Raw genomic sequence first — 23,190 nt, 5'->3', positions numbered from 1 at the left:
TAATTTTTAGCTATATGGATGGTATTTGCACTCTTGCTAATGACCGAGTTTACGATCAACTAGTTGCCTTACTCAATAGTATAGAAGCAATCTATGGGCAAAGTATGCCAGTTTGCGTCTATCCCTATGACGATAGGACAACACAAATTGCCGCAGAAATTGCTCGTCGTCCCAACGTACAGCTTTACAACAATCAAGATTCAATTCAAAAATGGGATAATTTTGTTCGTAAAATTTGGGATACTCACCCCTCAGCCCAAACTCATTGGCAGCAAATCGGTGGCGATAAGTATTACAGAGTTGGCACTCACCGGCGTTACGGTGCTTTTGATGGTCCTTTTGACCGTTTTGTCTACATGGATGCCGATACTCTGCTCATGAATTCCCTCAATGAAACTTTTGCTCAGCTTGAGGGACATGACTGGGTTGTTTATGATTTTCAGTTTAAAGATTTATCCCATGTTTACAACACTTCATCAGCAAAATTAACACAACTATTTCCACTAGAGCGTTTGCAGGCGGAAACGTTTTGTTCTGGATTCTATGCATCAAAGAAAGGTATATTTGATGCTCAGAAGTGTTTGTGGCTTTTGGAACAATTACGTCAGGGTGAAGCAGAAGTTCTTTATGATATGGCTCCTGACCAAACCATTCTCAATTATATGGTTATGCGGTTAGGAGTATCTAGCTACAATTTTGCAGTGCATTTACCAAAAAGTGAAATAACAGGCTGTTGTGTGACTTCTAAGCATTTTGAAGCGAAAGACAACATTTTGTATGACAGGGGAAACCGCTTAGTCTACATTCATTACATTGGTTTGTCTTCTAGTTTATTTAGCCGCCTGTGTTCTGGTGAAAATATTGATTTTCCTTATAGAGATATTTTCTTGCACTATCGCTACCTCCATGAACCAGAGAAAAAACCAAAGTTTACAACTAAACCAAAGCCTTACAATGCACGACCAAGTTTTGGGGCACGAATTCTAAGAAAGTTAGGACTAGTCAGTTGAGGAGAATTTTATGGCTCGGGGGATTTATATTACTGCTAATGATAAGGTGACCGATCATGCGATCGCACTCCTTAACAGTATCCGATTGTGCGATCGGGAAACACCAATTGTCATGATTCCATATGATGATAATTATCATGGCATTGCAGATATTCTTCATAGACATTACGGTGTACAGCTTTACGAAGACTTAGATTTTATTGATAGATTATCGAAAAAACTACACGAAACCTTTGGCGGTAAGTTTTTCGCTCGTCCCAATCAATTCCGCAAGCAAGCCTGCTGGTTTGGCCCCTTCGATGAGTTTTTGTATATAGATACTGATATAGTTGTCTTTGAAAAAATTATTGATAACCTTAACTACTTAGCTGAATACGACTTTATTTGTTGTGATTATCAGTATGCAGGCGGTATTAAAAATGTCTTCAGTTCTACAGTCTTAGAGGAAAAAGTCTTCAGTGAAACTGAAGTCAAGGACATTTTCAACGGAGGTTTTTGGGGGTCAAAGAAAAACTTAATCGCCGAGCAAGATTTGTATGACATCTTCTCTGAATGTGCTGCTCATCCAGAATATTTTGACTTCTCGCAAAAAACTTCTGACCAACCCATCATTAATTATATGCTTCTGAAGCGCATTCCACGCCGCTTCAATATTGTTCGCAGACCGGGGAAAGCTCCAGGTAACTGGGGAGGAAGCCCTCATTTTCAAACACAAGGACATATTCTGATTGACCCTTCAGTCAATCAACCCCTGCAGTATCTTCACTGGGCAGGCATTCGGATTGAACCGGGTTGTCCTTACTGGGAGATTTGGGAACATTACCGCAATCTCAATCCAGAACTGCCACCAGCAGTTTTTCCCGTTAAACCGAAGAAAAGCCTGTGGGAGCAAAGGCTAGATAACCTTATGAATCAACTGCGGCACATTAAAGCTAAACTTTGATTTTATTCGTGTCCTCACACTCCAGATTTTTTTGCTATAGTGGTTGAGTGTCGAAGGGAAAAGACCCTGAAGATACGCCGAACCAAGAAAAAAAGATATAGTTTGAAAGCCAAAAACGAGATGCGAGAGCTTTGAAACTATTGCAGGGCTTAGGTTGTGAGGTCACCCCCATCTAGAAAAAAGAAACGGGTGAAAAAAATTTAGAGAAACCCCTTGACAAAGAGAAATGAGGTTGTTACTCTAGATAAAGTGTGAAGCGCGAAAGAGACGCGAAGCACGCAACCGAACCAAGATAAAGTAATAGTTTGAAAGCCAAGCATTTAAAGTCCTCGTCAAGAAATTAAGTCGCGGGGAAAGCCCCAAGACAAAAAACAAAAATTAGCCAAAAATGTAGAGACGAGCCACGGCACGTTTCTACAATAGGAATCAAAACGGAGAGTTTGATCCTGGCTCAGGATGAACGCTGGCGGTATGCTTAACACCGCCAGATGGAGGACTATGGACCGGTCGAAAGGTAGCAGACTGGTTAACTGAAGTAACAGGAAATCAGATCGGCCGACAGAGGGGATGGGAGATATTACGGCAGATGACTTTTAGGCTCAGAGTACCTCGCCCGTCTCACACTAAAAGCGATCGTTTTAACCTCCCTTCCGCACCCCTAACTCTCACAAACGGAAATTACTGAGAACAAAAAGCCAAGAAAGAATAAAAACAAACATCTGAAATCAAAAAAGACATTTGAGCATTAAACTTTTTGATTTTTTCCTGTTTTAGTTCATAAGTACTAATAACACGCCTTTTTACTAATGTGTAACAGTTGAGGGTGCGGAAGGTGGGTTATGGGGATAGGAACCTAGCGCCACATCACCCCAGCGTAACACACTTGCAGAAGCAGAACTAGCTGCACCAAAGCCGTAGATGAGAACTATATCATTTTCGCGAATCTTACCTTGCTGTGCAGCGTGATACAGACCTGCTAAAGTTAGTGCTGGACCAATGTTTGCATAAAGAGGGTAGATGTTAATTGTGCGCTCTGGGTTAATCCCCAGTACACTTGTACAGAAGCTTGCAAACCAAGCAGTAGGTGTATTAAAAATAAAAAAGTCGATTTGCTCTAGCGTCAAACCAGCAGAAGCAATTGCGCCAAGACAACATGTACGAAGAAAGTCCATAGCAGTTTCACCGACCATCTTGTTTAAGCTTTTGGTTACCTGTAGGCGGAGCCGCGTATGACCCTGCTCATCCTCGACAAGTTTAAACAATAATTGGTCACACAACACACTGGTGTTAACGGTCTTCGTACCAAGGATTCCCTGAGTTGGTTTGAGTGAACTAACTACAAAAGCTCCAGCACCGTCACTAAAAAACCATGAGAGAGTATCGTCTTCATCGAAAAAGCGAGAGTACGTACATGAAATAACCACTAGCACATTGCGATACCCTCCTGCTTGTACCAAGGCACAAGCAGTTTCAAGTGCAATTGGAGTACTCCCGCAGGCTGCATCAAGATTCCATGCAGCACAATTCAGACCTAGTTGACGGGCAAGAAAAGCTGCATTGCCAAAGCCTATTTGTTCAGGTAAAAACGAGGCGACCAGCAAGAGATCGACGTCGTTGGGAGAAAACTTAGTCGCGTTAAGAGCGTCCATTGCTGCGCGATACTCCAACGTTAATGAAGTCTCACCTGAACCTAGCATCCACTTCTCGACAGTGCCCCTCAAGGGATCTGATAGATAGGGCATCATCTTTGAGTCAAAATTGTTACTAGGAAGCGAGCTATTGAGTGACATTAACTTTGCTAAGTTTTTTTGTTCGGCATGAGCAACCATTTCAGGGTAATGTTCTCTGTAGTAGTCTTTTGTACGCTTAATACTTGGAAAGGTTAGAGCAAGTGAGCGAATCCCTACAAATTGATGCAACATCATAAGCTTTCTCTTAAACGGTAGCGCTTTGCGAAGTTAGTTTATCAATACGGTTCTTGATTGGTGCAGACCGAGTCGGGTCTATGACTACATCAATAACAAACGGACTACTGCAGACAAGCGCTTTTTCAAGCGCTGCTTGAATGTCAGACTCCCTTTCAACGCGGATGGCGTCAGCTCCCATCCCGTGAGTAATCTTGACAAAATCTGTCTGTGGAATGTCTACATTCATATCCTTGTAACCCTGCATTGTTGATCCCTGACCGCACATATTGTAATGCGAGTCATTGAGTACAATCCAGACAGCCTTAATCTGGTGTTGCACAGCTGTGCTGATTTCGCTGTTCATTAACATGGCACCATCCCCGACAATGGCAACAGCTTTGCCATTTCGCGCCACTGCAGCACCCACAACGCCTGTGACGAAATGACCCATAGCCCCGAACCCAGTACTGACCCGATAACGTCCCGGTTTGTTAAAGCGCAGCATATGATTTCCCCAAGCAAAGGAGTTACCTGCTTCAGTCATCACTACTGCATCGCTTCCCTCAACAATGACTCTTTGAATCACATTCATTAGTACCTCAGGTCGTACTAGACCACTCGCGTTGGGATTAATTACATGACGTTGAGGTCTTGGTAGCAACACAGTCTTTGACTGACTTTGACGTTTCGGGAAATGCTTCAACAGCGCCTTTACAAATATTCTCACATCGGAATGAATGGCGAAGGTTTCGACAGATGGATACGAGGTTCCTGGCACCTCCGGGTCAATATCAATATGTACAAATCCTCGCTTGGGGATCATTACTGGGTTCCAGAATGAGGTAAATTCACCAAGGCATGTTCCGAGTACTAGCGTCCGCAAAGGACAGTACTCTTGCATATACTTCAAAACCGACTCATGCCCAGCAAAGCCCGTAACGCCAACAAACTGAGGATGATCCTCCGGAAAAATACCTTTGCCACGCGGTGAACACATGACTGCGGCTCCCGTGCTCTCAGCCAGCTGGCGAATTTCTTCAGCTGCAGAGCGCGCACCAAAGCCAACCCAGATGGCAAACGGTCCTTCCGATAAGAACCGCGCACATTTTGAAATAGTTGGCTCACTTGCGGTTGCGGGAGCAACAGAGAGAGGCGCTCGTGGCAATGATGTCCCAACTGAACTGGTTTGGATGTTGGTAGGGATACTCAAGTGTGCTACAAACGCATCTGGTCGGGCTAAGCCTAGAGCAAGCCGTCGGTAGACCTCTGGGAATTCATCACTGCATCCAAGAGTGGTGGCATAATGAAACAGTGGCTCTGAGGTAAACAACCCCGCAGCTGGCATGGTATACGCGCTAGTTTCTTGAAATGCCCATCGCCCGCGTTGTGATGTTGACGTGGAAGCTGATAGGAAAATTACTTTAGCGCCCTCCCAACGTGCAGCGAACAATCCAGTCAGTGCGTTCGTGATCCCCGGACCAGTGGTGGTAAAAACTACGACGGGACGACCGCTTGCAAAGTAAGCTTCGGTGGCTGCAAAAGCTGCTCCTGCTTCATGACGAAAGTGAAGTACCTTGATTGAACTGTGTTGCAGTGCGTGCCATATAGGAGCGATCGCACCCCCCGAAACACCAAATGCATACTGCACTCCCATATCCTCCAGCATCTTGACTACAGTTTCAGCTACCGAGACGGGTGTAGATTGCTGCTTACTAAAGCAAGATGAGTTATCCAACGAGGGATTGGAATGAACATCTGCAATAGGCGAAGATGTCAAAGCTGACCTTGATGGCGAAAGTATAGAAGAGCCAAATGAACAGTTTTGGTACAAAACTGGACTTGGTGTGCATGACATAAGAGAGCCTTGTTCGATGTTTTCAGTCGTGCTCGTGTTGATTGGAAGATCTGTAGCACTCATATTTGGTAAAGTGATTGCACATAGGTTGACAATCTGCCGAACGTGTATAGTAGGAGTATGGGGAATCTGTAAGAAAGGCTATTAGAGAACCGTTGCGTCTGCAAAAGGAGACCGTTGTATACCCACTACAAATCTCAATGACATCGCATACATTATTGACTTAATTGATGTTACTACCAAAAAATTCCAAAGATTGATAAATCTGAACAAGCAGTAGATAACAAAGGTGCATAGCCTTAATCGACAACATTGCACCTCTCATTTTGCGGTGGCTTGTTTTTCCTAAACACGTATATATTACCTGTAAAGAGAGGTTTTGTCAACAACTGTATGATTTATATTCATAATAGGATGCAAAGTAAATAGAACTTAGGTATTGACGTAAATTCGGTTATGTTGATTAGACTTACCGGACAACCTGAACGGAAATTAAGTTTGGTGGTATTTCCTTCTTTATTCTTCATGGGTGTAAGCAAAATCTATTTATGCAGTTTGAGCTTGGTGATGGAAACAGTTTTGTTGCCAGCAAATCGCTTACAAACTGGATGTTTCACAAGTATGCTACCGTGCTGCTCAGTGCAAGCTCTTTGAAGCACGAGCGCATATTTGCCAACTACTTCAGCCCTAATTTTTTTAGAACGAAAGTACTTTTTCAGCGTCTAAAGTTTTTCAGGACGAAAGCATTGACTAAATATCGTTTATTACTTGCTATGGATGTTAACACCCAGGCAATGTCAACAAATTGCTAAATTTTCAGCCAATACTCTAATAATGAATTGCTCCGACCAATACAATGGCTTTGTTATAGTCCCTAACAGTTGGGTTGTTGAACGAACTTTTGGTTGGTTCAATTTGTATTGTCGATTCAGCAAGAATTATGAGGTAGTATCCGAAACTGCAGAGTCATTTATTCATATTGCAATGATTCGATTGACACTCAAAAAATCTGCACAATCATAATCACTCGCTCAACACTTTCCGTCATCCGCCAAAAGAGAGATATTCATTCTATTTTGGAATTTTGGTGCTAATACAGCTGTGGTCTCCTGAAAGAGATTTACTATTGCACCTAAATTCAGTAAAATGTAATTTGCATTCGGATCGCCCCAAATGCCCTTGTCGTTCTGGTTGCGTAATAGGATCTCCACAGTACCCTTTGGTTGCCGGCATTGCAACCAAAGGATGGCGGGTGAGACATCTGCACAAGCATCAATCAAACTCTCTCGAATTAGCCGTTGAACAGCGGGATCGCTCTGCGAACGCAAGAAATAATTTCCAGGCAAAGCGGAAGAATTAGACATGATGCACCCTTCCTTTATATGAAGACATACTAAATTTACAAGGGTATATAGCAGCGAGCCGTCAATGAACAACTCGCTCCAACACAATTTTTCAAAACTTTCAGAGATGCTCTATTTCATCTGCTTAAATGACAACGACTGCAATATGTTCATATTTTATATCTCAATAAACTGCTTTTTTGGGTAGGTTGGTATACAAACAATTGCATACATACATAAAAAACTAGCCTCCGTAACTTAGGAAGAAAAAATTTAGCTACGGAAACATCAACCAACAATTTTTAAACTATTTTTAATTTTACTTTACTTTTCCAATATTATTCTACTACATTTTTACAATTTTATAACCACCTAAATTTTTTTAATTTTGATATTTAACCTAGATTCTGTCGATATCTTTGGATTCCAAATCATTTTTCGCATTTTTACTTGAAATTCCCAGTCATTGTTACAAATATTTGACTTCTATGCACGATTTTTTGTATCTTGTTGATAAATTTCTTTATTATTGAAAAATCTTATGAAGTGCATAGAGCCTGATTATGGGAGAATACATTTGTGAGACTGCAAATGTAAGCAATGTATAATTTCAAGCCAAACGCTCAATTGTACTGCAGACGATATTCTTCATAGACGTATTAATGGACTGACATTTTTGTTACAAAGTTTTGCAAGTTCCTAAAGTTTTGTCCATTAAAGATCCATAATTTAAGGACAACCTTAACAGCAATAGGCAGAATGTGCTAAAAAAGTTGGTTTGTTTTTATACTCTCTACTTGGGGCTGTCGCATCACGTATTTTCCAACTAAAGGAAGCTGGTTCTGTTGCAGTTCTTCGAGAGTTGGATAGTCAATGTACCCTCGCTCGCCACTGGTGTAGAAAGTGGAGCGATCGTATTTGTTAAGTGGCGTATTCAAGGCAAAGCGCTTAGGCAAATCGGGATTTGCCAAAAATAAACGACCGTAGGCGACCAAATCGGCAAGCCCCTCTGCCAGAATTGCTTCTCCTGTCTCGCGGGTATAACCTCCGGCTGCAATCAAACTACCCTTAAAGATGGGGCGAAAATAACGTACACCAAGTCCTTGTCCTTCATCGTCAGTAGTTTCGTTACCCTTGATTCTGGGTTCAATGATATGGAGATAAGCTAGGTCAAAGCGGTTTAGGGCATCAACAACATAACCGAAAGTGTTTATTGGATTAGAATCATGCATATCTTTGTAAGTACTGCTGGGAGAGAGACGAACTCCAACTCTGTTTGGACCCCAGACACTCACCACTGCTTCAGTAACTTGTAATAAGAGACGGGCGCGGTTTTCAACTGAACCACCATACTTGTCTGTACGCTGATTGGAATTGTCTTGCAAGAACTGATCTAGGAGATAGCCATTAGCACTGTGGATTTCAACGCCATCAAACTCAGCGGTTAAGGCATTTTTTGCACCTTGACGGAACTGTTCAACAATCTCTGGGATTTCCTCCATTTTTAAAGCCCGTGGGGTAGGAAAAGGTTTCTCACCTTCGGGAGTGACGACCGTGCCCTCAGCTTTAATGGCACTTGGACCAATAGGTAGCTCTCGATCTGGTTGAAGTAGTGGATGTGATGCTCTGCCTGCATGCCATAACTGCAGGAATATATGTCCTCCTTTGGCATGAACTGCTTTCGTAACCTGTTTCCAACTATTTACCTGTTGCAGTGTGTGGATTCCAGGAACGTTAGGATAGCCAGCTCCTTGAGGTGATATCTGGGTTGCTTCTGTAATTATCAGTCCAGCTGAAGCTCGCTGACCGTAATACACAGTACTTATTTGTTCTATGATGTTACCTACTCCTGCGCGACAGCGGGTCATTGGTGCTAGGAGCATTCGGTTTGGTAGCTTAAGGGAACCGAGCTTGAAAGGTGATAAAAGCTTCAGGTTGCGGCTCATAATTTTTGTAACCTCACTAAAATTGTGTTGATACTTGTACTAATGTCAAGGACTCCTAGTTGAGCTGGAAGCCCATGCAGAAATAGATAAATGCATGAGCTTTCAAGGAGAAGACTTTTGGTAAACAATCAAAGCAGTTTGAACTGTAGCAGAAACAGCAGATGTTAAAAACAAATTCAATTAACCAACGACGGCGTAAAATCTGCTGCTCGGGCAATTTCTTGATAATTTCGGGAATCCAGCTTTGCTTAAAACTATAAGAGTGCTCATTCTCAAATAATTCTAAGGTTGTTTAGTTGTGTAGCATTTACTAAGGAAAAGGCTATTATGCTCTAAATCGCTAACAGGTGGCCAATTTTGTGCAATGAAATCTATATGTTTGGAATTAGAAATGTAACTTTCAACATAGCCACAATTAAGGCAGACGTAGTTGTCAAGTGGAGCATAAGATGGGCTTATGACACAACCTTTTAACAAAATAGAGTTATTATTGTGCATTCCTGCTTTAAAAGGCAATTTTGCTCCACTACGAACGTCAAGTGAACCACACTTGGGACATTGACCGTTTTTCATAAGATGACTGCTCCAGATAGTCAGTAATGAGTATTTCTAACACTAACCTACCGAAGTCCCGATGCTGTTAGTGCTTGTGCTGTCCTGGTTCCCGTATCTTTCTACCAAAAAAAAGATAAAAAATTACACCCCTATCGAAAAAAGGCGTGCAGAGTTGAAACATCTGTGGCAAAAACGTCGCAGATGGATAGCGAACTCCTAAGCTAAGTAAAATTAGCCAACAAAGCGCATCAACTCTTCATTAAATTTATCCTTTTCGTCGTAGAACAAACCGTGACCGCTGTTCTGAAAGAGAATCAGCTTGGAGTTTTTAATTCCCTTGTGATGAATTTCAGCGGTTATACTGCAAGGAGCAACTTTATCGTGAACGCCATGAAAAATGGCTGTTGGTACCGTAATTGTCTCTAAGTCTGGTCGCAGATCCGAATCACGCAGTGCAATGACAGACATTGCTGTAGCGTGGGGGGATGCTTCCATACCCATGCTTACAAACCAATCACTCAACTTAGGACTGATGGGTTTGTAAAAAGTGGCGTTTCCGAAGTCAGCATTCATTTGTGCTCGGTCAGTATAACAAGCATTAATGAAGTTATCATAGGGCGCATTGTCTAAACCTTGGAAGAAGTCAGGCTTCTTGGTCAGGCATGGCCCAGCAGCACCGAACAAGACTAGCTTAGCGACCCGAGCGCCTGCATAACGGGCCATATAACGGATAGCAATCGCCCCCCCCATAGAAAATCCAGCCAAAGTAACATCAGCTAAATCCAGTGTTTCAAGAACCTTTTTGATATCATCAGCAAAAACATCATAGTTGTAATTACCCCAAGGCTTGTCGGATTTTCCATACCCACGCAGATCGATCCCGATACAGCGGTAACCATGCTTTAGCAGTTGTGTAAACTGATACTCGAACATCTGGTGGTTAAGTGGCCAGCCGTGGATAAAGACTATTGGCGTTCCTGTGCCCCAATCATTAACGAAAACCTTAACTCCTGGTTCGACTTCTACGTATAGCATTTTACTTTCTCAAATACTTGTTTTATTAACCTATCGTTTCTATCCAGCTTGCCAGTATAACCAAATTTTGCCTAGTTAAAATCCGGAAGTTAAAGCAAAATTTAAAGCTTGGAGTTTTGTTAACTTCAGTTATTTAGAGTTTGTATCGACTCAGTGTCTGCAATTACTGCAGTTGGTTGTTTATCTTTATTAAGATATCAGCGTACTTTTTGTTGTAAGGCAGGGTTAATGCGCTCCCACACATCCAGTTTTTGCAAAAGTGAAAGTACTTTTACACTGTCTGCCATACAGGTTTGTTATGCGCTAATCGCTGCTATGTATACTTTTGATACAGAAAGCCGATTATACTTAACATTTCTTGAAAAACAGGCTTTTAGTAAAAGGTGAGCAAAATTTATAGCTCAAAAACTTAAGTTTGTTCTTAACTTCCTCAAATTACTTAGGTAAAAACTTCTTTAACTGAGAAACTAAACACAAGAAAGATTGCCAAGAATAACTTGCTTAATCCAGTTTTACACGCTTTTCACTGAGAGATAGTGTCGGTTTCTAGAAAATTTAGCAAAGACAAGGCTTTTTAGTCAGAGCTAGAAACTTACAAAAAATACTACCGAGAAATCAACCATGAAACAGCTAATTCTAGCAACAGGATGTGTTGCATTGTCTCTGATGATTCCCCTAAAAGCTTCAGCGGCAAGTATGTATAGCGAATTATACGTGTTTGGAGATAGTCTTTCAGATAGCGGTCGGTATTACAAAGCTACAAATGGAAAGGCACCACCATTGAATGCTTTTCCTAACAAACTCTACACGAACGATCAAATTTGGCCGCAATACTTAGCATCTAGATTGGAACTAAGCTACAATCCAGATACTAACTTCGCCATTGCTGGTGCTTACTCTGGACGTGGTAATGCTCGTTCTAGCGTGGCTGGTATTGATTTACCAGGGGTGATAGACCAGATTGATAACTTTATCACAGCAAATCCCGTTACCGATCCAAATGCTCTCTATACCATATATGGCAGTGTTAATGATTACTTCTATGGTGGTCAGACAAACACCAATGTGCCAGTCGCAAATACCATAGAGGGAGTCACAAAGCTTGTAAATGCTGGTGCTAAAAATATAGTGGTGTTTAATTCAGGCGCTTTACAAGTAACACCAGGTGCAAGCCTTGGTGAGTCTGTTCAAACACCTGAAGGTTTAAAAGCTTTAGTAGAAGAGCATAATTCTCAATTGAGCAAAGCTTTGGAAGATTTGAAACAGACTCTAGACCCTAGTGTAAATATCATACCTTTTGACATTTATTCTGTATACCTCGACCAAGTCAATAATCCAGAGAAATACGGCTACACCAATGTAGACAGTTCTTGCGTAAATAATCCCCTTGCTCCCACAGATATACCAGAAGATTGTAGAAAAAAACCAGAGAATTATCTTTGGTGGGATACCGTCCACTTTAGCAGTCAGGGTTACAGTGTAGTGGCAGATGCAGTTTATTCAAGAGTGCATGCTACGAAAGTGCCTGAACCTTATGCAGGATTGGGTTTATTCTCTGTAGCTACTCTAAGTACAGTTTTGTTGCTGAAGAAAAAACAGAAAAAAGTGAACCTGGTTCAAGACATAGTTAAAGAGGTATGTGCATCTTGACAAACTGTATGTAGAGAAGAATAGTTAACTCTTTGGTTATTAACAATAAAAGGATGGAAAGATGACTAGTTTAATTCAGAACAACTCCCTAACACAATCTACAATTTTGGCAAAGGATGCTACGGTCGAAAAAGTTGCTAATGAGTTTGCAAAATTTGCTGAAGGTCCCATCTGGCACCCGGACGGATACTTACTAGTCAGTGACATTGTTGGTGATGTGATTTGGAAAGTTTTTCCCTCTGGTTCATTTGAAATTTATCGTAAACCCTCAGACTTTTCTAATGGGCGTACCTGGGATCTTGATGGTAATTTACTGACTGCTGAACATGCAAGCCGGACAGTAACACGCACTGCAGAAAACGCCTCAATAACAGTTGTAGCTAGCCATTTTGAGGGTAAGCGTTTTAACAGCCCGAATGATGTTATAGTTCGTGCTGATGGTAGTATGTATATCACCGATCCTCCTTTTGGACTTGCACCACCTTATGGTCCTTCTAAGCAGGAACCAGAACTTGACTTTAGTGGTGTGTTTCGTATTGATGGTGTAACAGGGGCTGTAAGCTTATTATCACGAGACTTTAAGTATCCAAACGGTATTACATTTTCTCCTGACGAGTTACGGTTGTACGTAAATGATTCAGCTACTGGAAATATCACGGTGTTTGATGTCCAACCAGATGGTGGTGTGACAAACCCACGCTTATTTGCCAATTTGTCTGTTCCAGGTTCACAGGCTGTCGTAGATGGTATGAAGACTGATATTGCTGGAAACGTGTATTGCACAGCGCCTGGTGGAGTGGCTGTTCTTAATGCTCAAGGGATACTCCTTAGCAAAATAGCGGTACCAGAACAACCAAGTGCGATCGCTTGGGGAGACTCGGACTATCAAACGCTTTACATCACGGCAGAGACAGGTGTTTATCGAATCCGTATGCAAATCAGGGGCACTGGCTCTGGTATACGCAAAGATGCGAAGCGTTAAACGAGGCAGTTGAAGTACTACTGTCGAATGCCATGCTACTAGCTGAAAAAGGACAAAAAGATCATGCTTGCTAGACCTATCGAACAAGTAATTTCAGATTCCCGAGTGAGTTCCAACACTATTGTGCTGGGTCGAATCGATGAGTCATTCTATCAAGCCGCAGCTGCTGTTGTCGTCAATATACTGAATCGGCTAGGTCATGCCATTAAGGTGATTGATGGCTCACACACTGAAGTGTACAATGCTGTGGGAGAGGGTAATGTGGATCTTTGTGTAGCTTTCTGGCTACCAGAAGGTCATGCCCAGGTTTGGAAAAGATTACAGGAGCATGTAGAAGAAGTATCTACGCTTTACAGTGGTGCTCGGTTTTTTTGGGCACTGCCCGAGTATGTACCTGTGGAAGTTGTAAGCTCTATTGAGGATCTTGCTAAACCAGAAGTAGCCGATAGAATGAACAAAACTTTGCGTGGTTTAAGTTTGGATACCACAATTACCACTGCTTCTATGAAGATGATTAAGGAATACGGACTGGATCGCCAAGGCTATGAGTTGATACCGGGCTCATTTGATGATTGGAAAGCTTCCCTTATTCAAGCAGAAGCCTCTCAACAGTGGAGTATCATTCCCTTGTGGCAACCATATTACTTCAACCAGCTCTATCGGCTGCGCCCTTTAGATGAGCCCAAAAATTTACTAGGTGGATTGAATCGAGTTGTACTTGCTGCCCATCGAGGCGTGCGTGAACAGTTACCGAAAAAAACGCTCGAATCGCTGGCACGTATGCGATTAGACATAGCGGCGATTACCGCTATGGATTACGCCATTAACATGGATGGCAAGACACCAGAGGAAGCGGCAGCAGACTGGATATCGAATCATGCAGCCCTAGTCAATACCTGGCTTGTAGATGTGATTTAAGCGATTGTGTTGCAAAAACTGCCGAGTTCAAAAAACAAAGTTTTTGCAACACAACAATACCATCCTAGTAACTGATGAGAAAACTTTAATGCAAGCGACAAGACCTACAAACTCAGGTTATGCGGATATTAATATATTCCTACAACTACCATCCAGAACCTATTGGCATTGCCCCCCTCATGACTGAACTAGCAGAGGGTTTAGTCAAGCGCGGTCATTCTGTCCGCGTTATTACTGCTATGCCTAACTACCCACAACGCCGTATTTATCCAGAATACAGAGGTAAACTATATAACACAGAATACAAAAACGGTGTGAAGATTCAGCGCAGTTATGTTTGGATTCGCCCCCAACCAAGACTAATGGAGCGAATATTTTTGGAGATGAGTTTTGCAAGCACTAGTTTTTTGCAAGCCCTTAACGGTCCTAAACCAGACATCATTCTTTTAACCGTACCGTCATTACCGATTTCTATCCCAGCGGCCCTCTTAGGATGGTTGTACTCTTGCCCTGTCATCTTAAATCTCCAAGACATTTTGCCGGAAGCCGCTGTTTGCACTGGTCTGCTCAAGAACAAATGGCTCATCCGTATCTTTACTACCCTAGAAAAATTTGCCTACCGTACAGCAACCAAAATCACCGTTATCGCTGATGGTTTCGTTGAAAATCTTCTCGGTAAGGGCGTTCCTGCAAACAAAATCGTGCTTTTATCCAACTGGGCAGATATCACTTTCATCCGCCCCTTACCGAAAGAAAACAACCGCTTTCGCATCACCCATCATCTTGCTGGTAAATTCGTGGTGCTATATTCCGGTAACATTGCCCTCACTCAAGGTTTAGAAACGGTTGTTAAAGCAGCTAAAACTTTGCAACATATACCAGACATTATCGTAGTCATAGTGGGAGATTCTTTTGGATTGCAGCAATTGCAGCAATATACGTTGCAGTCTAAAGTTTCTAACGTTCTACTGCTGCCTTTTGTAAAGCGCGAACATTTGCCAGAGATGTTAGCTGCTGCGGATGTGGGGTTGGTGGTGCAAAAGCGGAATGTCATTTCCTTTAATATGCCTTCAAAAATCCAAGTACTACTTGCCTGCGGTCGCGCTATTCTAGGGTCTGTACCACTCAAAGGTACGGCAGCTTTCACGTTGCAGAAAAGTGGGAGTGGAATTGTAGTTCCTCCAGAAGACCCTGATGCATTAGCGGCAGCGATTTTAGATTTATATAAACATCCAGATAAAGTAGAAACTTTAGGTCGGAAAAGTCGGCAGTACGCTGTTGAGCAATATGCTCTAGAGCAAGCATTAAATCAATATGAAACGCTATTCTACCAAGTCACAGCCGACCCAGTCTTTGTACCAACACGGTCAACTTAACAAAGATATCGCGTTCATCAACACCAAACAATTAAGCAATTATCAGGAGCTATAACTATGCTTTATAAAGTACATAGTCGTCGTCGCTTTCTTCAAAATACCGCCCTATTTTCTACTAGTACTTTAATTACCTTACTCTCCCATACTCATCATAGTAGAACTAGTGCTCAATCTGTAAAAGATGAACCCATAGATGCTTTGATTATCGGAAGTGGCTTTGGCGGAGCTGTTGCAGCTCTACGTTTGGGACAAGTTGGTATGAAGACATTAGTGATAGAGCGAGGTCGTCGGTGGTCAATTACACCTGAACAAAATACTTTTGCAACTTTACGTAAACCTGATGGTCGAGCTGCTTGGTTAAGTTCAAAAACTTTCGATGGAAATTCTATAGATGTGTATACAGGAGTTTTAGAGCTTAAGCAGGGAAATAGGATTTCTGTTTTGTCTGGTACTGGGGTTGGAGGTGGTTCACTCGTCTACAACGCTATTCTTTTTCAGCCCTCTCGTGAATTCTTCTATAGAAGTTTTCCTAGGACACTTGACATCTACGACGAGTTGGATAAAACTTATTATCCTCTTGTTAATTCAATTATGAAACCAACACCAATCCCAGAAGATATTTTGAATACTGATTACTATTTATCAACTCGAGTATTTATGAATCAGGCGAAGCAAGCTGGATTCAAACATCGTTTATTAGATCTATCTATAGATTGGAATGTAGTTCGTGAAGAAATAAAAGGAACTAAAGTCCCTTCTATCATTAACGGTGAACATTGGTTTGGCTGCAATAGTGGTGCAAAAAACAGCCTAGATCGCAATTACTTGGCTCAAGCAGAAAAAACTGGATCTGTAGAAATTCTCCCTTTACATATGGTAACAGAAATTGCTGAGATACCCGGTGAATCGAGATATCGCGTTTTTTGCAATCAAATTGATGAATCTGGGCAAGTTGTTGAAATCAAATCTTTCACATGTCGCTTTCTATTTTTAGCGGCTGGCTCACTTGGTACTTCTGAACTTTTAGTTAAAGCTAAAGCAAAAGGGACATTACCCAAGTTAAACGAATACATCGGGCAATTTTGGGGAACTAATGGAGATACTTTAGGTATACTTTCAAATTTATCACAAACCAATCCAACTCAAGGAGGGTCAGCAGGTGCTGCTATTTTAAACTGGGATAATAAAACCCCAATTACCCTAATAAATTTCCCAAATGTAACCGCTTCCGAAAAAACAATACAATGTCTTGGTTTAGCTATAAGCCCAGCAGAAGGAAACTTCACCTACAATATGGCTACAGACTCAGTCAATTTAAACTGGCCTGCAGATTCTAAAAGAAATAAAGAACTTGAGAAAGCCACAGCGCAAACTTATAAAAATCTAGAGCCGAAAAACCCTGTCTCAATGCCTAACAATAAACCTGCATCAGAATTTAGTATTGGTACTACTGCACATCCTCTTGGTGGAGCAGTTCTAGGCAAAGCATGTGATGAGTATGGGCGAGTACGTGGTTATCAAGGACTTTACGTTGTTGATGGTGCACTCATTCCTGGCTCTACAGGTTGCGTAAATCCTGCGCTCACTATTGCGGCTCTAGCAGAACGTTGTATGGATAAGATTGTGAGAGAAATTTGACAGCCCTTTCCAGCACACTCACTTTCGCAAGTTTCGTCAAATTATTCTGGCTTGTTATTGGGACAAATAACCAAGAACCGCTAAATGCTGAGCCCCGTTAAGTTACCCTTAAGATAATATAGTCCAATCTTTGACGATTCGGTATTAACTGGTAATAAATTGATGCTCCCACAGTTTGATGAAGTAAAGCCGTGGGGGCATTGCATAATATGGGAATGAACTGTCTTTACTGTACATCTAACTATAACCGCAAAAGTGGTTATCAACGAGTTACTCCCTTCCTAGTAGAGGATTACCTATAACGTAGGAGAGAGTAATACATAACGTTTCCAGGAAGAGAAGATTGGATAAATTGAGGAGAAGGCGAAAATTTGAGCTATGCGAATGCCTATGGTACGCTTCGCGATCGCCAACTAGGCTGGGGTTTGTGGCAAAAACTGTACTAAAACATCAGCAAAAATATCTGCGTCTAAAGATTACTGGCAATAAAATATTTGTATCAGGTAAAAACGAGAAATGTTAGGGTGGTTTCAAGAAAAAAATCTTATCAAGCAGCGCAGTAAGCAACGTACAGACTCAACTTAAGTGTTAGCAGCAATACGTCAAGTCAATCGGTTAGAATTGGTAGGAGAAGCATTAAGAGCAGCCCTAAACGGAATTGCGAAGGTGGTTCCATTATGGCTGAAAGAAATTATTAACCCAAGTTGCTAGTTACTCTTTGCGATCGCTTCGCGTTAACTCCTCAGGTCACGATTCATAATAAAATCTCCTCCAAGTAGAAAAACGGAGGAGAATATGTTAAACGAAATAATTACTTAACTATATGCTATTTTGTCTGATGGGGTGACAAAGTAACAATTTGGTTAGAGCAGTAAAGAGTCAGAACTAGAACTGCCCGTTTCCACCCATTGCTTGATGAGCTTGTATAAAACAGAACGTATTGTAACTTGTTTCTGAGTGCAAAGTAATTTGAACTGAAGCTTTAAAGATTTTGGGACGTATGCTTTAACATCCTCAGAGTCTTGATTAGATAGATAGATCGAAGATTCAGTAACAGGCTCGTTTGCTCGTATCCATTGCGCGATCAAATCCTTCAACACCTCACTCATGTCCAATTCTTGCTGTACACACAAAACCTTGAAGTCAAGCTTTAAAGTTTTTGGTATAGCTCCCTTAATAATTACAGTTCCCTCATTATCTTTCTTAGCCACAAACTGATAAATTATGCTTTGATGTTTTGTTAGGTAATTTGCCTTGCTTCTTTTCACAATTGGTGGGCAGTGCCCACCCTACAGTTTAACCAATTGGTATGCTGCCCCTTGTCACAGACCTATACGCCCTGACAATCCCGTGTAACTCATCCAAACGAAAACCGCTCTATTAAGCAATTCTACTTAGTTATCACCCAGGCTGAAAATTTTGACCATTGAAGAACCATAAAATAAGGCACAACTTAAACGGTGCTTTTCAAGCTATCAAGACGATCGCCGAAGGCGTAATGTAAGTTCTGAACTGATACTAGAGTATCACCAGTTTTTGCAACAAAACCATTTTCTCCACCATATTTTGCGTACTGCTGGATGAGTTTTGCGACCAAACCCGTCCAGCCCGTTTGATGACTCGCACCAATCCCGGCACCGTTATCGCCATGAAAATACTCATTAAAAAGAATTAAATCACGCCAATGAGGGTTGGTTTGGAATACTTCTGTGCCGCCATAAACAGGCCGACGAGCAGACGAATCTTGTAAGAAAATCCGAATCAGTCTTTGAGATAACTCAGCAGCAACTTCCCAGAGAGTCATCATTTGACCAGAACCAGTTGGACACTCCACTTTGAAATCGTCGCCTAAGTAATGATGGAACTTTTGGAGTGACTCGACGATCAGATAATTCATAGGTAACCAAATCGGTCCGCGCCAGTTAGAATTGCCACCAAATAGATTGGTGCTGGATTCGGCAGGTTCGTAATCCACCCTGTACTCCTGGTCGTCTATTGCCAGAATGTAGGGATGGGACGCATGGAATTTAGAAACAGCGCGGATACCATAGGGACTTAAAAATTCTGTCTCATCTAGCATTTTTTGCAGGATGCGGCGGAGTTTATCTCGATAGACTATCGCTAGCAGTCTTCTGGCACCAACACCTGGTGTTTCCATACAGGCGACATTTCGGCTCAAGTCAGGGCGATTGCGAATAAACCACTCCATCCGCCGTCTAAAACCTGGTAACATCTTTAAATCTTCCGGTTCCAAAGTGGTAACGCCAAACAATGGCGATAACCCTACTATTGAGCGCACCTTCATGGGGCAATGAGTACCATCAGGCAAATGCAGTGCATCATAGTAAAAACCATCAGTTTCATCCCATAAAGCTATCTCTCCCTCGCCAATGCCGTCTATGGCATCAGCAATGTAAAGAAAATGTTCAAAAAACTTGCTGGCAATATCTTCATAGGTAGAATTGCATTTTGCGAGTTCTAGTGCGATCGTTAGCATATTCAGACAGTACATTCCCATCCAGCTGGTACCATCTGCCTGATTAATATGCCCACCAGTGGGAAGTTCAGCACTTCTGTCAAAAACACCGATATTGTCCAATCCCAGGAAGCCGCCCTGAAAAACGTTGTTTCCTTCTACATCCTTTCGATTCACCCACCAGGTAAAATTTAGCAGCAACTTCTGAAACACGCGTTCCAGAAAATCTTTATCGGTGCGACCATACATTTTTCTCTCTATCTGATAAATACGCATGGCAGCCCAGGCGTGAACGGGCGGATTGACATCGCCAAAAGCCCACTCATATGCTGGAATTTGACCGTTAGGATGCATATACCACTCTCGCGTCAGTACATCCAATTGGTACTTAGCAAAATCTGGGTCAATCATTGCTAACGGGATCAGATGAAACGCCAAATCCCAAGCTGCAAACCAAGGGTATTCCCACTTGTCCGGCATCGAGAGAATGTCATCATTAAACAAATGAATCCACTCGTGATTTCTGCCACGCTTGCGCTGTGGGGGTGGCAGTGGACTAGCCGGATCGCCCTTAAGCCATTCTTCTACAACGTAGTAATAGAATTGCTTACTCCATAGCATACCAGCAAATGCCTGTCGTTGCACATTCCGCATATCCTCAGATAGCTCGAAGGGACAGATACGGTGATAAAATTCATCTGCTTCCGAGATCCGATTTTGAAAAATTGTCTCAAACTCAGCACCAAACGGTTCCACACCCTGTTCCGATCCCCCTTGATAAGTTGGGGTGTTGGTTAGGCGCAATTGCACTGTTTTGGTTTCACTTGCACCGATTGACAATTCATAATAAGCTGAAGCTTTTGTGCCGATGAGATCGGGATTAACAACTTCTTTTCGACCATGCACCACATAATCGTTAATTCCATCTTTGACGTAGGGAGAAGCATTGCTCACCCCAAATAATCTTTCATTGTTAGTTTCATTTTCTGTAAATAGCAATTGAGTTGCACCATCACAGTAAAGCCATCTCTCTCCTAGAGTTGGATGAGAGGCTTCGATGATGCTTAAATGAGTGTCAGATTTGAAAACTTTTAGAAAAGGCTTTTCTTGATTGGAAGCCCAAGACCAGGTATTGCGAAACCAAATGGTTGGCAAAAGATACAGGGTTTTTGCTTCCGATCCCCTGTTGATAACACTGATTTTAATCAGAATGTCTTCAGGTGAATTCTTTGCATACTCTACGATAACATCAAAGTAGCGATCGTCGCTAAACACACCCGTATCTAGCAGTTCAAACTCTGGACTATTGCGATCTCTGCGTCGATTTTCTTCAACTAATTGAGCATAGGGAAAAGCAGCTTGAGGATATTTGTAAAGATATTTCATGTAGGAATGGGTGGGGGTATTGTCTAGATAAAAGTAGTATTCCTTGACATCTTCCCCATGATTGCCTTCGGTTCCCGTTAAACCAAACATTCTCTCTTTGAGAATGGCATCCTCACCATTCCATAGGGCAATGGCAAAACAAAGTCGTTGATGGTTATCGGAAATGCCAGCAATGCCATCCTCTCCCCATCGATAAGCGCGGGAACGGGCTTGGTCATGGGTGAAGTAGTTCCAGGCTTCCCCAGTCGCACTATAATCTTCTCGCACCGTTCCCCACTGCCGTTCAGCACGTATGGAGCCAGTGGAATCAACTGAATAAAATTCTTAAGTCTCGTACTGATATTAAGAGTAGGCACTCTTTTTACAGTATTTCTAACTGGGGATTAGTGGTCAAGGAACCTGAGTCACGGGGCAAATGTTCCAAGCAGCAATGCACTTCTAATTGAGCGAACTTACACCGTGGAGTTGGGTTTGTCCAAACTTGTCTAATTGTAGGTAACTTTGTCCAGACTTTTAGAAGCGGTTGGAAAGGTCAAATTAATATCACTCCTTCCCAATTTGTGATTGTTAAACGTCCTCCGGTATCTCGTCGCCAACTACACCTCATGGTTCCGACTAAGGGTGGAGTGAGACGCAAATATGGCGGTACTGTAACCCGTCACAATTTCCGTAAGGGCGATTGCGTTGAAGCCACCCAAGGAAGCAAAACCTATCGCGGATGGGTGAGTGGCGACACTGAAAAACAAGTTTCTGTCAGTGATAGCGCCTGGCGTAGGTTAGGGCAATTCACAGCAAAGAAAGTCCGATTGATACAGCGAAGCACGGGGTTAATCGTGCTATCAACCCGGAAATTGTTAAACCTCCTCCCGCCCTTAGGAGTCGGTTTAACCCGCTATCCCTCCCTACCTTGCTTCGCTGAAGGTAGGGTATCTCGCGGAAAACCAGATGAAGTTATCTTTTTTTAAAACTGGAATTGCTTTTCTGCTCTTTATTATGACTTGGTATAGTCATATGCTAGAGTACGCGATTCATAAGATTGGCGATCGCGATCTGCTGCTGTGCTGTAGCGAAGCTATCGTTCGGCACGGCTTGTGAATTCTACGGGAACACCTAAAGCATCTCCCACACATATACCTATGAGCCCTGATAAGACTTTTGCAATTATGCAAATAAAATAGGTGGGCATTGCCCACCCTACAACAATATTTGTATTCATATTTTGTATTTTTCTAAAGGACAACCCCACAATTTTTACCTTTTGTAGGATGGACATTTTGCCCATCCTAGTATGAGTTTACTCATCATGAGCAAAGCGGCGGAAGAGGAAGTCAAGGGCGTAGTTTCGCAGTTGGTAGTATTTTGGATCTTCCATAATCCGGGCACGATCGCGAGGACGGGGGAAAGGAATGTTGAGAATTTCACCGATGTTGGCAGCAGGTCCGTTGGTCATCATCACCAAACGGTCTGCCAAGAACAGCGCTTCATCAATATCGTGAGTAATCATCAATACCGTGCATCGCCGTTCGTTCCAAATTTTCAACAACTCTTCCTGTAATTCTTCTTTTGTGATAGCATCTAACGCTCCAAACGGTTCATCCAAGATGAGAACTTGAGGACGAATCGCCAAAGCTCTAGCGATCGCAACCCGCTGTTTCATCCCCCCAGAGATTTGTGTTGGCTTTTTATCTGCTGCTTCTGTAAGTCCCACCAGTGCTAGGTGATCGCGGGCGATTGCTGACTTCTCTGCCTTTGTCTTATTGGGGAAAACAGCGTTCAGAGCCAGGTAAATGTTTTCAAAAGTAGTCAACCAAGGCAACAAAGCATAGTTTTGGAAAACCATCATGCGGTCTGGTCCTGGCTTTGTAATCGGCTTAGAGTTAAGCAGTACCGAGCCACTGCTAGGCTGAGTAAAACCCGCAACCATGTTCAACAGAGTTGATTTCCCGCAACCAGAGTGACCGATGACGCAGATAAACTCACCTTGGTTTACAGTCAGGTTAACGCCGTCCAATACTACGAAAGGACCTTTTGGTGTGGGATAGACTTTAGAAACGTCTTCCATTACCAAGAAAGGAGCGGGGCGGGTGGGGATAGTGAGAGGTTGTCTGGATGTTTTGGTGGTTTCGCCGGAAATAAATCTACGCTCGTACATTGTTTTATAATTTTGATT

General features: G+C 42.3%; 18 protein-coding genes and 2 pseudogenes. 11 read left to right on the top strand and 9 right to left on the bottom strand.

Translation table 11 applies throughout. From position 1 onward, the window contains the following. Positions 1–14: 14 nt before the first annotated feature. The 3 genes and pseudogenes from ACYRY3_RS27185 to ACYRY3_RS27175 form a co-directional block, all read left to right on the top strand. A complete protein-coding gene (locus ACYRY3_RS27185) occupies positions 15–1,010 on the top strand; it encodes an Npun_R2821/Npun_R2822 family protein (protein ID WP_460204745.1) in 996 nt (331 codons plus the stop codon). Positions 1,011–1,020: 10 nt separating this feature from the next. Continuing rightward, the gene (locus tag ACYRY3_RS27180) at positions 1,021–1,953 is read left to right on the top strand and encodes an Npun_R2821/Npun_R2822 family protein (RefSeq protein ID WP_460204744.1); all 933 of its coding nucleotides are present in this window, start codon (positions 1,021–1,023) and stop codon (positions 1,951–1,953) included. Between the two features lie 478 nt (positions 1,954–2,431). Further along, a pseudogene (locus tag ACYRY3_RS27175) lies at positions 2,432–2,587 on the top strand (winged helix-turn-helix domain-containing protein); the annotation flags it as partial. 169 nt (positions 2,588–2,756) lie between these two features. Here the strand turns inward: ACYRY3_RS27175 and ACYRY3_RS27170 are convergent. Together ACYRY3_RS27170 and ACYRY3_RS27165 are read right to left on the bottom strand one after the other, a co-directional pair. Further along, positions 2,757–3,875, bottom strand: a complete 1,119-nt coding sequence (locus tag ACYRY3_RS27170; protein WP_460204784.1) for a 3-oxoacyl-ACP synthase III family protein — start codon at positions 3,873–3,875, stop codon at positions 2,757–2,759. 13 nt (positions 3,876–3,888) lie between these two features. Beyond that, complete coding sequence (locus tag ACYRY3_RS27165) at positions 3,889–5,715, bottom strand: ScyA-related TPP-binding enzyme (RefSeq protein ID WP_460204783.1); 1,827 nt, start codon at positions 5,713–5,715, stop codon at positions 3,889–3,891. Positions 5,716–6,492: 777 nt separating this feature from the next. Here ACYRY3_RS27165 and ACYRY3_RS27160 point away from each other — a divergent pair. Further along, positions 6,493–6,738 carry a transposase gene (locus ACYRY3_RS27160; protein ID WP_460204743.1) on the top strand — a complete coding sequence of 82 codons (246 nt, stop codon included), beginning with the start codon at positions 6,493–6,495 and terminating at the stop codon, positions 6,736–6,738. Between the two features lie 8 nt (positions 6,739–6,746). Here ACYRY3_RS27160 and ACYRY3_RS27155 read toward each other — a convergent pair whose 3' ends face one another. The 3 genes from ACYRY3_RS27155 to ACYRY3_RS27145 all read right to left on the bottom strand — a co-directional run bounded on the left by ACYRY3_RS27155 (position 6,747) and on the right by ACYRY3_RS27145 (position 10,594). Continuing rightward, a complete protein-coding gene (locus ACYRY3_RS27155; RefSeq protein ID WP_460204742.1) occupies positions 6,747–7,079 on the bottom strand; it encodes a hypothetical protein in 333 nt (110 codons plus the stop codon). A gap of 743 nt (positions 7,080–7,822) precedes the next feature. Beyond that, on the bottom strand, positions 7,823–9,004 hold the full coding sequence (locus tag ACYRY3_RS27150) for an alkene reductase (RefSeq protein WP_460204741.1): 1,182 nt from the start codon (positions 9,002–9,004) through the stop codon (positions 7,823–7,825). Positions 9,005–9,790: 786 nt separating this feature from the next. After that, the gene (locus ACYRY3_RS27145; protein ID WP_460204739.1) at positions 9,791–10,594 is read right to left on the bottom strand and encodes an alpha/beta fold hydrolase; all 804 of its coding nucleotides are present in this window, start codon (positions 10,592–10,594) and stop codon (positions 9,791–9,793) included. Between the two features lie 621 nt (positions 10,595–11,215). On the opposite strand from ACYRY3_RS27145, the gene ACYRY3_RS27140 reads away from it, so the two are divergent. From ACYRY3_RS27140 to ACYRY3_RS27115, 6 genes are all read left to right on the top strand, one after another. Then, positions 11,216–12,244, top strand: a complete 1,029-nt coding sequence (locus tag ACYRY3_RS27140; RefSeq protein ID WP_460204738.1) for an SGNH/GDSL hydrolase family protein — start codon at positions 11,216–11,218, stop codon at positions 12,242–12,244. Between the two features lie 61 nt (positions 12,245–12,305). After that, positions 12,306–13,226 (top strand): SMP-30/gluconolactonase/LRE family protein, encoded by a 921-nt coding sequence (locus ACYRY3_RS27135; RefSeq protein ID WP_460204736.1) that lies wholly within the window; start codon positions 12,306–12,308, stop codon positions 13,224–13,226. Between the two features lie 63 nt (positions 13,227–13,289). Further along, positions 13,290–14,144: a glycine betaine ABC transporter substrate-binding protein gene (locus ACYRY3_RS27130; RefSeq protein WP_460204734.1), complete on the top strand. Its 855-nt coding sequence runs from the start codon at positions 13,290–13,292 to the stop codon at positions 14,142–14,144. Between the two features lie 119 nt (positions 14,145–14,263). Beyond that, on the top strand, positions 14,264–15,520 hold the full coding sequence (locus ACYRY3_RS27125) for a glycosyltransferase family 4 protein (protein WP_460204732.1): 1,257 nt from the start codon (positions 14,264–14,266) through the stop codon (positions 15,518–15,520). 57 nt (positions 15,521–15,577) lie between these two features. Continuing rightward, positions 15,578–17,158 carry a GMC oxidoreductase gene (locus ACYRY3_RS27120; RefSeq protein WP_460204731.1) on the top strand — a complete coding sequence of 527 codons (1,581 nt, stop codon included), beginning with the start codon at positions 15,578–15,580 and terminating at the stop codon, positions 17,156–17,158. A gap of 585 nt (positions 17,159–17,743) precedes the next feature. Next, a complete protein-coding gene (locus ACYRY3_RS27115) occupies positions 17,744–17,869 on the top strand; it encodes a hypothetical protein (RefSeq protein WP_460204787.1) in 126 nt (41 codons plus the stop codon). A gap of 152 nt (positions 17,870–18,021) precedes the next feature. On the opposite strand, the gene ACYRY3_RS27110 is transcribed toward ACYRY3_RS27115, so the two are convergent. Both ACYRY3_RS27110 and ACYRY3_RS27105 read right to left on the bottom strand, forming a co-directional pair. Continuing rightward, entirely contained in the window at positions 18,022–18,369 is a 348-nt protein-coding gene (locus ACYRY3_RS27110) for a hypothetical protein (protein ID WP_460204730.1), read from the bottom strand. 242 nt (positions 18,370–18,611) lie between these two features. After that, a pseudogene (locus ACYRY3_RS27105) lies at positions 18,612–21,305 on the bottom strand (MGH1-like glycoside hydrolase domain-containing protein); the annotation flags it as partial. 275 nt (positions 21,306–21,580) lie between these two features. Here ACYRY3_RS27105 and ACYRY3_RS27100 point away from each other — a divergent pair. Continuing rightward, the gene (locus tag ACYRY3_RS27100) at positions 21,581–21,985 is read left to right on the top strand and encodes a hypothetical protein (RefSeq protein ID WP_460204729.1); all 405 of its coding nucleotides are present in this window, start codon (positions 21,581–21,583) and stop codon (positions 21,983–21,985) included. Positions 21,986–22,092: 107 nt separating this feature from the next. Here the strand turns inward: ACYRY3_RS27100 and ACYRY3_RS27095 are convergent, their stop codons facing one another. Continuing rightward, positions 22,093–22,236: a hypothetical protein gene (locus ACYRY3_RS27095; RefSeq protein WP_460204786.1), complete on the bottom strand. Its 144-nt coding sequence runs from the start codon at positions 22,234–22,236 to the stop codon at positions 22,093–22,095. A gap of 78 nt (positions 22,237–22,314) precedes the next feature. Beyond that, complete coding sequence (locus ACYRY3_RS27090; protein ID WP_460204728.1) at positions 22,315–23,172, bottom strand: nitrate ABC transporter ATP-binding protein; 858 nt, start codon at positions 23,170–23,172, stop codon at positions 22,315–22,317. Between the last annotated feature and the right edge of the window lie 18 nt (positions 23,173–23,190).

The sequence above is a fragment of the Scytonema sp. NUACC21 genome, assembly GCF_054684315.1.
The sequence above is the reverse complement of the archived record's forward strand: the minus strand, read 5'-3'. Positions and strand labels throughout refer to the sequence as shown.